Consider the following 11,971-nt stretch of genomic DNA (forward strand, 5'->3'; position numbering starts at 1 on the left):
AGAATCTTGTTGTGGGGAAGTGCCCGTTCTAAGTTTTGCTTGAACGAATTTTTCTGTTCTAAGATTGGCTTTGTTGGAGCAAGCGCACGCAGCGCTTGCAGGGCAAGCGTGCGCCTTGGTGGGGAAGAATCTTGTTGTGGGGGAAGTGCCCGTTCTAAGTTTTGCTTGAACGAATTTTTCGTTCTAAGATTGGCTTTGTTGTGGCAAGCGTGCGCCTTTATGGGGCGGGGCAAGAGGATTTTTTTTCATATTTTTTGCGATTTTTGTGTGAAGCAGTTGACACTGTGCTATGGTTTCTGATATATTCTCATCATTCCGCTGGGACATTAGCTCAGCGGTTAGAGCAGAGGACTCATAATCCTTTGGTCCTAGGTTCAAATCCTAGATGTCCCATGTAATTTTTGCCGACTTAGCTCATCCGGTAGAGCAACGCACTCGTAACGCGTAGGTGATTGGTTCAAGTCCGATAGTCGGCTCAAAGAGGAATCTCATTCGAGGTTCCTCTTTTTTTGTCCGGAGCTTTTCTGAATGGCTGCCGGGCGGTTCCTCCAAGGCTTTGGCATGGAATGATAACGTCCGGCAGCGAAGAATCGTTTTTTCGGATGTGCTTTTCTAGAACGAAATTATCTCGTTGAAGGATTTTATGGCGTAGTCGTCCGTCATTCCCGCGATGAATTCGATTACGCATTTCTGGAATGATTCCGGGTTGTGCACGTCGAAAACGGTTTCCGTCGCGTACCGCATTTTTTTCCGCAGGTTCTCGCTTGTTCCCGCGCGGGTGTAGTTCGAGTGGCAGATGAGCCAGTCCTCGAACGGCTTTGCGAGCGAGGGGAAGTCCGACGCGTTGAACGGAATCCGCCCGTTTTTGGCGAACGGTTCGGTCTCCATGAGAAGCCGGTAAATCGTGTCGAGGATGTTCGTCGCGTACCGCTGGAATTCCTGAAGGCGCCAGTGCATGTATATGTTCTGGAAGCAGAATTTCTTCAGCTCCGTTATGAAGCGCGCGTAATTGTCCGAGAAGCACAAGCCGTCGCTGGGGCTCGAATTCGTGCAGAGGTCAACAATCATGTCGTTTATCAGGACTGTCGTGTTGACGGCGAGCCCGCTCCTGTGCGATTCCGTCTCGATTTTTCCCTCGCGACTTTTCATCCCGAGCGTCGTGTGGACGATTTCGCGCAGCTGCCTGTATGAGCCTGAGTCGAGCAGCCTGTACATGCGAGCGTCCTCGATGTCGCGCCCGAGAAACGCGATTTTGTCGCTCAGCTTGACGACGCATCCCTCCCAGGTGAACGGCTGGACGAATCCCGGGCGCTTTATGTCGTAGAGGTTGATTGCGTCTGCGCGCGGCTTTATCCCCTGCTGGTCGATTTCTCCGCAATGGCAGATGAGCCCGTCCCGCACGGCGTACGTCAGGTTCAGCGGCCGCTTCGTTCCGTTCGGGTCGTCGAGCGTCTCGATGTAGTCCGCGATGAAAAGCGAATTCCGCTCGTGCCAGAATTTTTTTGGCGCGTTGGGGACTTTTTCCTTTCCGCGCTCAAGTATCTCGTTGAGAATCGTTTCCCCTGAATGCCCGAACGGCGCGTGCCCGATGTCGTGCCCGATTGCTATCGCGCGCGTCAAATCGGTGTTCAGTCCCAGATGCTTCGCAATCGTCTCCGAGACGGAAGCGACGTGCCCGACGTGCTCAATCCGCGTGCATGCGTGGTCGTTCTGCGGGGCGAAGAAAACCTGCGTCTTGTTTTTGAGCCGCCGGTATGCGCGGCAGTGGAGAAGCCTTGTGTAGTCCCTCTCGAATTCTGAGCGGAGGTCGTTTCCCCTCGTGTACATGTCCGCCATCCGCGCGATCGCCTGCTCCCATTTGCGGTTCAGCGGATCCATCCTCTCGTTCGTAAAAGAATCCTTCATCGTCTCCTCCTTAAAAATGAAACCTGTTCGGAAACTGACGACGCCTCAGCAATGCACCGTTTCCGAACAGGTTTGTTTCCCCTCGGGGCGTTTCAACTTTCCGCGTCAGACGTAGAGGACGCGGTTCTCCTTCCGTGCGGGGGCAGGTCCCTCCTTCGCCGCGTGCCCGAGGATAAGGAATGCGATTCCGCGGTAGCCTTCGGGGATTCCCCATTTTTCCTTGAGCGCTTTGCCCTCGTCGGAATCGAAAACCTCGCGTCCCCGGTGAATCCAGCACGAGCCGATTCCGATTGAGTGCGCCTCGTTCATCATGTTTCCCATGACGAGCGCGCCGTCCTCGATGTATGTGTGCGACTCGGAGTCGGAGAGGACCGCGAGCACGACGGGCGCGCCGTAGAACGGGTCGATTCCGCTTTTTCCCATCGCCTCCGCGTTCAGGCGCGAGAGCGTGTCGCGGACGGATTTGTCCGTGACGCAGACAATCTTCGTCGGCTGCTTGTTCATTCCGCTTGCCGCGAAAATGCCCGCCTCGATGATTTTGTCGATGTCCTCTTTCGCGATTTTCTCCTCGGAAAACGCGCGAACGCTTCGTCTTGATTTGAGTTCACCAAGAATGTCCATTTCTATTCCTCCTGGAATTGTGGATTCGTTTTTTCTTCCGTCCCGAGACGCGAGAAGAACGCGATGATGAACGGGACAGCCGCTGCCGCCGAAAGAATGTCGCTCACCGCCTGAGCCGCCTGCACGCCGCGAAGCCCGAGCGCCGCCGAGAGAATAAGTATTGATGGGATGAAAAGAAGCCCCTGCCTCATGCTCGAAAGGAAAATGCCCGCCTTTTTCTTTCCCGTCGTCTGGAACGTCATGTTCGCGCCGAGGATGAGCGAATGGAACGGGAGCGCGCACGCCTGGAACCTCATGGCGACGGCTCCGACTGCGACCACGGCGTCGTCGTCGCGGAATGAGCGCGTTATTTCCGGGGCGAAGGCGAAGACGACGAATGCCGCCGCCGCCATCGCAATTGCCGTCGTCCTTACGTAGAACGAGAATGCGCTCCGCACTCTGCCGAATTTGCGCGCGCCGAAGTTTATTCCGCAGACGGGCTGGAATCCTTGCCCGAGACCGATTGCGCCGGCAAGTATGAACACGAATACGCGCGTCGTTATCGACATTCCCGCGACCGCCGCATCCCCGAATTTCCCCGCGGCGACGTTCAGCATGATTGCCGCGATTACCGACATTCCCTGCCTGAAAAGCGACGGAAGCCCCGTCGTCACGATGTCGATGTATGTCCCGATTTTTCTAGACGCGAGGGCGGGCGACAGTACCGTCGTCGTTTTCTTCCTTATGAACATGGAAAGCAGAATCGAGAAGCTTATGACCTGGCTTACGAGCGTCGCGATTGCGGCGCCGCTTATTCCGAGGTCGAGCACGAATATGAAAAGCGGGTCGAGCGCGATGTTCATGATTCCGCCCGCCGTGAGCCCCACCATCGCAAGGTTCGCCTTTCCCTGAAATCGCAGGAGGTTGTTCATGGTGAAGGAGGTGATTATGAACGGCGCCCCGAACAGTATGTAGCGCCCGTAGCTCATGGCGTAGGGGAGGATTGTCTCCGTCGCTCCCAACCCCGACACGATTTGCTCGTTCAGTATGTTCGCCACGACCGCGAAAACCGTTCCCGCGGAAAATGCCAGCAGTATCGCGGAAGAGCATACCGTGCTTGCCCGCTCGTCGTTTCCGGCGCCTAGAAGCCTGCTCGTGAGGCTCCCGCTTCCCATGCCGACCGTGAACCCGAGCGCCTGCATCATCGCCATGAGCGAGAATATAATCCCCACGGCGCCAGATGCCGACGTCCCGAGCTTCGACACGTAGAAAGTGTCCGCCATGCTGTATATGGCAGTCACCATCATGCTGATTATTGTGGGAACCGCGTTCCTCAAAATGAGGCGCCCGACAGGTTCCCTCGTCATCCGTTCTACAGTGTCTTCCTTTTTCACTCTAGAACATCCTGTTCATCATCTTGAGCTTCGTGTCGACGATTCTCCTCATGTCTGTTATGTCTGATATTATCATGTATGAGTCGAGTATTTTTATCCTTCCCGTCGCCTCGAAGCGCGAGCACTCTTCCTCCGTCTTCTGGACGTCAAGGCCGGCCCAATGCGCGATGTCCTGCACGGAAAGCGAATACACGCGCGCCTTGTCCGAGTGCATAATCTTGAGCTTCTTCTTCATGTCGTCGGGGAGCGTCACCGTCGGCATCGAGCCGTTTTCCTCGAACATGCAGAAGACGTCCGCGATTCTCGCGTGCTTGTCGTCGATGAGCAGCATCTTGAACCGCCGTTTCTGGTCGAGGATTCTCTTGCAGAAAAGCTTGAGGAGCATGAGCGCAATCTGCGGGGTTCCCGTAATGAGCATCTCGAAATTCTCCTTGTTGAATTCGAGGCAGTCGACGCGCCCTTTCGCGATGCACGTTGCCGAGCGCGGCGAATTGTCGAGAATCGCCATCTCCCCGAAAAGCTCTCCCGTCCTGAGGATGTCGAGGTTTTTGTTCGTCCCGTTGACGCATTTCACGAGCTGGACGAGGCCGAGCTGTATCAGGTAGAACGTCTCCCCGCGCTCGTATTCCTCGATGATGATTTCTCCGTCGTTGTATGTTTTTGCGAAGCGCTTGAATGCCGGAATGTCGAATGCCCGGTCAGCCTCGTCCTGGTAATCGGTGGAAAGGCCGTTGTTGCCGTAGGGATTGTACTCGCCGTCGGCGATAAGCCGCTTTTTCTGCTCCTCCTCCATTCTCGTCACCTCGTTGAGATGCGACTGCGATATTTTGACCATGCTCTTGAATTCGGAGTCGGCTGCGTACGTCGGGTTCGCCTTTATGAGCCGCGTGCAGGCACCCACGCAGCTCCGCCATTTCGCGTCGTCAAAAAACGACTTCGCGACGTCCAGAAGCCCCTGCTCCGTGTTCACGAACGAATCCTGGTTGAGCAGCTCGGCCGTCTTTTTGTGAACCTGCCTGAGCTCGGTCGAGAATATGCGGAGCATTTTCATGATGAGGGGCTTGTTCGCCTTGAAGATATCCTCGAATTCTGCTGTTGTCAGGACGATGCAGACTGTCGGTTCGACGACGGTGACGGTTTCCTCGCGCGGGCAGTGGCTTATCGCTGATTTGATTCCGAAGAATGTGCCTGGCTCCTTTATGAACGTGTTCGCCGTCATCTTCGTCTGGATATCGACGCTGGTGAGCGCGACGGTTCCCTGCTTCAGTATGAAAACCCGTTCATCTTTGTCGCCCTCAAAGTAGACAATCGAACCTTTGTTGTATGATATGGATTTTGGCATTCTTCTTTCCCTTTTTAGCAACTCGAAAATATGATATAGGATACCACGTAAAACGCGATTATTCTATTTTAAAACAGCGGGAACAAAAATCCGTCGTGAATCTGGTTTGAATTCCCTCGGTTTATTCTCGGTAAAAATGGGGGTTTTTAAATGATAGATTTGCACAGCCATTCATCCGCGTCCGACGGGGCGATGAGCCCTGCCGAATCCGCCGGATACGCGGCTGACAGGAAGCTCCGCGTCTGGGCGCTGACTGACCACGATACCGTTGACGGGCTTTTTGAGGCTGCTTCCGCGTGCGACGGAAAACCGCTCGCTTTCGTTCCGGGAATCGAGATAAACGTCGCGTGGCCGACGGGCGAGTTCCATCTTCTGGGGCTGGGCTTGCGGTGCGTCTCCGCGGAACTCCGCGCGACAATCGAATTCCTCACCGAGGACAGGCGCGAGCGGAATTCGCGCATCGCCGACATGATTTTCCGCGACAAGGGAATCAGAATCGATTTGAAGGAAATGGAGGCGCGCTTTTCGACGAGGCAGCTCGGCCGCCCCCATTTCGCGCGGATGCTTGCCGGGCTCGGCATCGTCAAAAAGCCGCAGGAGGCGTTCGACAAATTCCTCGGGAGCGGGCGCCCCTGGTACGTTCCCCACGGCGGGGAGGACGTCGATGCCGCGATAAGCGCCATTGTCACGTCCGGCGGAATTCCCGTTCTCGCCCATCCTCGCTCGCTCTACATCTCGCTGAACAAAATTTCCCCCGTCATAGAGAACCTGCGCTCGCGCGGCATTCTCGGGCTTGAGGCGTTCCATCCGTGCGTGAGGATAAACGAGGGGCACCGCCTCGAGGAGATTGCCCGAAACTGCGGGATGTTCGTCACCGCTGGAAGCGATTTCCACGGAAAGGGCGTCCGCGCCGACCGTCATCTCGGCTTCACGGCGGGCGGCCTGAAAATCGAGGACCGTTTTTGGGACGAGGAGCTTCTTCCGGCGCTCGGCGGCACGTTCGATTACAAGGATACGGAATTTTTCGGGAAACGCACCGTTTTTTGAAAAAAAATGCGTCGCGCGTGGAAATTAGTGTGCGGGGGATTCGTCCTCCGCATTTTTTTGTTCTTCTTTGATTTCGGAGGTTTTTCCATGCAGATTTTCTCGTTTTCCCCGTTCGGGTATGAAGGCTCGCTCGTCACCGTCGAGGTCGATTTGAGGAGGGGAATTCCCGCGGTCGATGTCGTGGGACTTGCCGACGGCGCTGTCAAGGAGTCTCGGGAGCGCATGAAGTCGGCAATCCGGAACAGCGGTTTCGATTTTCCGATGGAGCGCGTCCTTATCAGCCTTTCGCCGGCAGACCTGAAGAAGGAGGGCGCGGGCTTCGACCTTGCGCTCGCGCTTTCCGTCCTAGAGTCGTCGTCGCGGAAGAACGGAGCGTCTTTTTCCGGCGGGCCTGTCCTCGTGATGGGCGAGCTTGAGCTTTCTGGCGCGCTCCGTCCTGTCAGGGCGGTTCACGCGGCGGCTTCCACGGCGGCATCTGCGGGGATAACGCGGTGCATCGTCCCGTATGCGAATGCGGCTGAGGCGAGGGAAGTCGCCGGAATGCGCGTGTTCGGGGCGGAAAGCCTTGCCGATGCGTTCTCCGCGCTTTCCGATTCGTCGTTGTTTTCCGAGGGGCTTGAGGAGCGCGATGCCTTCGTTCCTGACGGCGCCGTCGAGGTGGAGGGCGTCCTTTTTCCGGCCGTAAGCGCGTCGGGTGAATTTGCCGACGTGAAGGCGCAGCCGGCTCTTGTCCGGGCGCTCCAGATTGCGGCTGCTGGATTCCACAACGTCCTTGCGTTCGGCGCTCCGGGGTGCGGGAAAACGCTCGCGATGGAGCGGTTCAGCGGGCTTCTTCCGCTGCTCACGGTCGAGGAGGCGCAGAGCTCGACGAGAATCCATTCCCTCGCGGGGCTTCTCCCTCCGAATCTGCCGCTCCTCCGCGTGCCGCCGTTCCGCATGCCCCATCAGACGGCGAGCGTCGAGGGAATTTGCGGCGGTGGCGTGAGCTGCCGCCCCGGGGAGATTTCCCTCGCGCACAACGGCGTACTTTTTCTTGATGAGGCGGCCGAATTCCGCTCGTCCGTCCTGCAGATGCTACGCGTCCCACTCGAAAGCGGCTCGATAACGATAAGCCGCGCGGGGCGCTCGACTGTGTATCCCGCCCGCTTCCAGCTTCTCATGGCGACGAATCCGTGCCCGTGCGGAAATTTCGGCTCGGAAAGCAGGATTTGCCTTTGCAGCGCGAAGGCAGTCGAGCAGTACTGGAGGAAATTTTCCGCGCCGCTGCTCGACAGAATCGACATACGCGTGCAGGTCGCCGAGCCTTCGCCGAATTCGGATGCCGTCTGCCAGTCGACTTCGGAGCTGCGGGTTCCCGTCGCGCGTGCCGTAAAAGCGCAGCGCGCCCGTCTCGGGAAGAGGAACGCGTTCCTTTCCCCGCAGGAAATAGACGAATTCTGCGCCGTTTCCGGTTCCGCGCGCGATTTTCTTGAGGATGAGATTTCCCGCAAAAGTTTTTCGCAGCGTGCGGTAAGCGGGGTGAAGAAGCTTTCGAGGACGATTGCGGACATGGCTGGCTCGGAGGAAATCCTCGCCGAACATATAGAGGAGGCTGTCTCGTTCAGGGGAAATGTCGGCGCGCTTTCGCTTTTTTCGGGAGAATGACAACGCGCCGGCGAAAAAAAAACGCCGCGATTTCTCGCGGCATTTTTACCGGGTCTGAGACTCGAACTCAGATACCCTTGCAGGCGACAGATTTTGAGTCTGTTGTGTCTACCATTTCACCAACCCGGCAAATAAGATGTATGGATTATAGCAGAATCGGCTTGTCTTCTGCAAGTGGTGCCGGGCATTTTGCGCGCGGACGCGCGGAAAATAGTGGGCTGAACACGCGGTGCCGTTCGGATATACTAGGACATGTCCGGGATTTTTTCCGGGCGCATATGATTTTTGAGGATGAGATTTTGCGATGGTTGATTGCGTTGGAAAAACACCGGAATTCGTTCTGAAGACCGTTTTCGGCTATTCGGGGTTCAGGCTGCAGCAGGAAGAGATAATTCGGAACGTGCTTGAGGGGCGGGACACGCTCGCCGTGATGCCGACGGGCGGGGGAAAATCGCTCTGCTACCAGATTCCCGCGCTTATATTCGACGGGCTTACGGTCGTCGTCTCCCCGCTGATTTCCCTCATGCAGGACCAGGTCGCCGCCCTCCGCGCATGCGGAATCGACGCCGTTTTCCTGAATTCCGCCGTCGATTGGGCGCAGTACAGGGAATCGATGGATTCGATTCGGTTCGGCACGACGAAAATCGTCTATGTCTCGCCGGAAGGGCTTGCGACGCCGCGCATAAACGACCTCCTCCACGACGCGAACGTGCGCGTTCGCTGCGTGACGATTGACGAGGCGCATTGCGTGTCGCAGTGGGGGCACGATTTCCGCCCCGATTATCTTGAGATTTCCGCGGTCAGGAAGCAGTTCAAGGACGCGGTTTTCCTCGCGCTCACGGCAACAGCGACGGATGTCGTCAGAAACGACATCATACGGAATCTCGCCCTGAACAATCCTGCCGTGCTCCTTTCGAGTTTCGACCGGCCGAACATATTCCTCTCCGTGCAGCAGAAAAGGAAGGACGGGTTCGAGCAGATTGTCGAGTGCATAGAGCGGCACAAAGGAGAATGCGGGATAATCTACTGCTTTTCGAAGCGCGATGTCGATTCCCTCGCCGAGCGGTTGCGGGCGGAGGGGTATTCCGCGCTCAATTATCACGCGGGGCTTACGAACGAGGTGCGCGCGGAGAATCAGGAGAGGTTCATACGCGACGACGTGCAGATAATGGTCGCGACGCTCGCGTTCGGGATGGGGATAAACAAGCCGGACGTGCGGTTCGTAATCCACCAGACGATGCCGAAATCGGTCGAGCAGTATTATCAGGAGGTCGGGCGCGCGGGAAGGGACGGGCTGCCGAGCGAGGCACTTCTCCTGTATTCGGGCGCGGATTTGTTCAAGATTCGGCTGCTGTTCGACGACAGCGCGGACAAGGATCGCTCGGAAAGGCTTCTGGCGGGGATGCGCACGTTCGTCACGTCGCAGGTTTGCCGCCGCCGAACGCTCCTGTCGTATTTCGGGGAATCGTATTCGGGCGAGAACGAATGCTGCTGCGACATCTGTACGACCGACTCCGTGATGGGAACGGCTCCCGTGCGCGATTTGACCGTGCCCGTGCAGAAGCTCATGAGCTGCATCATACGGACGGGGAACAGGTTCGGGGCGAATTACGTCATTGACGTCCTCGTCGGCTCGAAAAACAAAAAAATCGTCGAACGCGGGCACGACGGGCTTCCCGTGTTCGGGATTGGGACGGAATTCGACGCGGACGGATGGAAAATGCTCGTCGATGCGCTTATCGACAGGGACATGCTCGTGCGGACGGGCGAGTATTCGATTCTGAGCATGACGAGGGACGGCCTTTCCGCGCTGAGGAACCGCGACAAAATCGAGTTCGCGTTCCGCCTTGAGCCGTCGTCCCCGAATTCCGGAAGCCGCCAGCCGTCGTTCGAGTCGTTCCCCAAAAGCGGGAAGAAGCAGGCGGTTCTCCACAAAAAGCCCGTCGCCGATTTCGGAGACAACGAGGATGCCGCGCGTGTGTTCGACGAGCTGAAGAAATGGCGCAAGCAGAAGGCGCAGGAGGAATCCGTCCCGCCGTACATAATCTGCAACGACAGGACGCTGCTCGACATCGCGTGGAAGATGCCGCATACCCGCGAGGAGCTTCTCGGCTGCTACGGCGTCGGGGAAAGCAAGGCGGAGCGGTACGGCGCGGAGATTCTGGGCGTCGTCGGCTGAATCCGCTCTTTTCCGTTGCCGAACTCGCCCATTGTTTGTAAATTCCTTCCCATGAATATGATGGAAAACGAAAAGGGCGCCGGCGTGGCTGTCATTTCGAGCGGAATCGATGCCGATTCGTTCGGGAAGATACGCATGGCGGGGTTGATGGAGAGCAAGGGGCTTGTCGTGACGGTTGACGGCGGGAAAGCCGTTTCTTGTTCCGGATGGGGATTTGCGGGAACGGCCGTCATTGATGGAACCGTGTGGTTTTGCGGCGACGTTCCGTTCGTTTTCCGCGCGCTTGACGAGATTCTCGGCGGCGGGTGCGGGGGCTGGGACAAAAAGAAAGCCGCGCTCGCCGCAGTCGCCGCGCTTTCCGCGTCTTTTTCCGGGGAGGCCGGCGGATTTCCCGTGGGGAACACGGGCGGCTGCGGAATCCTCGTTTCCGACGACTGCACGCGCGTCCTCCTTCTTCCGGGCGACGTGTGCGAATTCTGCGCCGTCAATTCCGGAGCGTACGCGAAAAAGCAGGGATTTTTCATCTACAAGGGGCTTGGCGCGGCGGAGCAGTCCCTTTTCACCCGCGCCGTAATCGCGTACCGCGCGCTTTCAGGAACCTTCCCCTATGCCGCGGACGACGATTCCGTGCGCCAGACCGATATCCTCGACAGGAATTTCGTCCCGCTCTCGCATAAAGTGAACGGAATCGCCGGCGCGCTTTCTTCGGCGGTTGATGCCGGGCTTTCCATCCCGCTTTCGTTCGAGCCGATTCCGGGGGAGCGGCGCTACAGGAACGACAGGGCGGAGAAAATACGGGCGGAGATAATCGCGCGCGCGTCCGCGTTCGATTTGGATTCGTTCCGCGCGGAGCTGTTCGCTTCGGAGCGGAAGCCGGAGCTTTCCGACGATGAATTCCGGGCGAGGGAGGAGAATGAGAGCCGTTCGAGAAGACGGCGGATTTCGTTCTCGCGTTTTTTCCGCAGGAACAGGGCGAGGATTTTCGGGACTGCGGTTGCCGCTGTCGTCGCTGCATTCGCGGCGGGCAGCTTTGTCGAGTCGAACGGCAGGCTCGCGACTTCCCGCGGGCTTTCTTCCGCCGAGACCGCGCATGTGTTCTACTCGTTCGCGCACAAGGCGGACGTCCCGAATCTGTCCGAGATTGCGAAGGGGCGGAAAATGAAGGATTTCATCCAGATAATCACCGGCTTCTACGTCAACGGAAAGGAGCGCGAGAGCTTCAACGCGTCCGACAAGACCGTATCGCCCGAGGAATGGGTTTTCTTCAAGCCGTCGACGACGTTCTGGATGTACGGAATCACGAACCTGCGCATCGACGGGAATCCCGTTCCGAGCCGCGCCGATTTCCCGAGGCGGAGCGAGCGGCGGGAGCCTGTGCGCGAGGAGAACGGGAAAATGCTCAAGAAGGGCGACGTTTCGGCGCACGCGGCGGAGTATTTCTTCATAACGATGGACGCGTCGCGGATAAACGTCGAGCGAGTTTCCGAGACCGTGTCGCTTGAATGGAACGGCTCCCGCTGGATTGTCCGCGCCCTTGAGCCGAGCGGGGGGAAAAACGCCTCCTCGTCTGTCCGAATCAAGGAATTCGCTTCGGAATACCAGGCGGCGCTCGATTCCGCGCACGGAGATGTCCGCGCCGCGGCCGCTTCCCTTCGGGAAAAATACCCGTGGCTTCCTTCCGAAACCGACATGGAAAGCGGCGCGCGCGACCTTGTCGAATCGTATGGAAGCACGGCTGCGGAATCATTCCTTTCCGGAGCGCGCTGAGCGGTCTTTCCTGTTCTGTCCTTCGCTTCTCCGTTCCATTTTAAATGACAAAAATTAAAAAAATGTCATCTTGACGAAAATATGCGTAGTGTT

General features: G+C 57.6%; 9 protein-coding genes and 3 tRNA genes. 7 read left to right on the forward strand and 5 right to left on the reverse strand.

Annotated features, from left to right (window positions below; all coding sequences use genetic code 11):
- From TRESADRAFT_RS16450 to TRESADRAFT_RS01450, 3 genes are all read left to right on the forward strand, one after another.
- Window positions 1–300, forward strand: a 300-nt coding sequence (locus TRESADRAFT_RS16450; protein ID WP_217169640.1) for a hypothetical protein, incomplete at its 5' end; no start/stop codon positions are given.
- A 20-nt stretch (window positions 301–320) separates the two neighbouring features.
- Window positions 321–393 (forward strand) — tRNA-Ile (locus TRESADRAFT_RS01445).
- Window positions 394–403: 10 nt separating this feature from the next.
- A tRNA-Thr gene (locus TRESADRAFT_RS01450) sits at window positions 404–476 on the forward strand.
- Window positions 477–612: 136 nt separating this feature from the next.
- On the opposite strand, the gene TRESADRAFT_RS01455 is transcribed toward TRESADRAFT_RS01450, so the two are convergent.
- The 4 genes from TRESADRAFT_RS01455 to TRESADRAFT_RS14805 all read right to left on the reverse strand — a co-directional run bounded on the left by TRESADRAFT_RS01455 (window position 613) and on the right by TRESADRAFT_RS14805 (window position 5,241).
- Window positions 613–1,905, reverse strand: a complete 1,293-nt coding sequence (locus tag TRESADRAFT_RS01455) for a deoxyguanosinetriphosphate triphosphohydrolase family protein (protein ID WP_002702183.1) — start codon at window positions 1,903–1,905, stop codon at window positions 613–615.
- A gap of 105 nt (window positions 1,906–2,010) precedes the next feature.
- Window positions 2,011–2,526 (reverse strand): nitroreductase, encoded by a 516-nt coding sequence (locus tag TRESADRAFT_RS01460; protein WP_002702184.1) that lies wholly within the window; start codon window positions 2,524–2,526, stop codon window positions 2,011–2,013.
- Window positions 2,527–2,528: 2 nt separating this feature from the next.
- Entirely contained in the window at window positions 2,529–3,899 is a 1,371-nt protein-coding gene (locus TRESADRAFT_RS01465; protein WP_002702185.1) for an MATE family efflux transporter, read from the reverse strand.
- Window position 3,900: 1 nt separating this feature from the next.
- Window positions 3,901–5,241 (reverse strand): Crp/Fnr family transcriptional regulator, encoded by a 1,341-nt coding sequence (locus TRESADRAFT_RS14805; RefSeq protein WP_002702186.1) that lies wholly within the window; start codon window positions 5,239–5,241, stop codon window positions 3,901–3,903.
- A gap of 150 nt (window positions 5,242–5,391) precedes the next feature.
- Between TRESADRAFT_RS14805 and TRESADRAFT_RS01475 the strand changes: the two genes are divergently transcribed.
- Both TRESADRAFT_RS01475 and TRESADRAFT_RS01480 read left to right on the forward strand, forming a co-directional pair.
- Window positions 5,392–6,288, forward strand: coding sequence for a PHP domain-containing protein (locus tag TRESADRAFT_RS01475; protein ID WP_002702188.1), 897 nt, complete (start codon window positions 5,392–5,394; stop codon window positions 6,286–6,288).
- Window positions 6,289–6,375: 87 nt separating this feature from the next.
- Window positions 6,376–7,932 carry a YifB family Mg chelatase-like AAA ATPase gene (locus tag TRESADRAFT_RS01480; protein ID WP_002702190.1) on the forward strand — a complete coding sequence of 519 codons (1,557 nt, stop codon included), beginning with the start codon at window positions 6,376–6,378 and terminating at the stop codon, window positions 7,930–7,932.
- Between the two features lie 46 nt (window positions 7,933–7,978).
- Here TRESADRAFT_RS01480 and TRESADRAFT_RS01485 read toward each other — a convergent pair.
- Window positions 7,979–8,061 (reverse strand) — tRNA-Leu (locus TRESADRAFT_RS01485).
- Window positions 8,062–8,236: 175 nt separating this feature from the next.
- Here TRESADRAFT_RS01485 and recQ point away from each other — a divergent pair.
- Both recQ and TRESADRAFT_RS01495 read left to right on the forward strand, forming a co-directional pair.
- Window positions 8,237–10,111 carry a DNA helicase RecQ gene (recQ, locus tag TRESADRAFT_RS01490; RefSeq protein WP_002702192.1) on the forward strand — a complete coding sequence of 625 codons (1,875 nt, stop codon included), beginning with the start codon at window positions 8,237–8,239 and terminating at the stop codon, window positions 10,109–10,111.
- 51 nt (window positions 10,112–10,162) lie between these two features.
- A complete protein-coding gene (locus TRESADRAFT_RS01495; protein ID WP_141607060.1) occupies window positions 10,163–11,878 on the forward strand; it encodes a hypothetical protein in 1,716 nt (571 codons plus the stop codon).
- Window positions 11,879–11,971: the final 93 nt, after the last annotated feature.

This window comes from Treponema saccharophilum DSM 2985, from assembly GCF_000255555.1.
Taxonomy (GTDB): Bacteria; Spirochaetota; Spirochaetia; order Treponematales; family Treponemataceae; genus Treponema_D; species Treponema_D saccharophilum.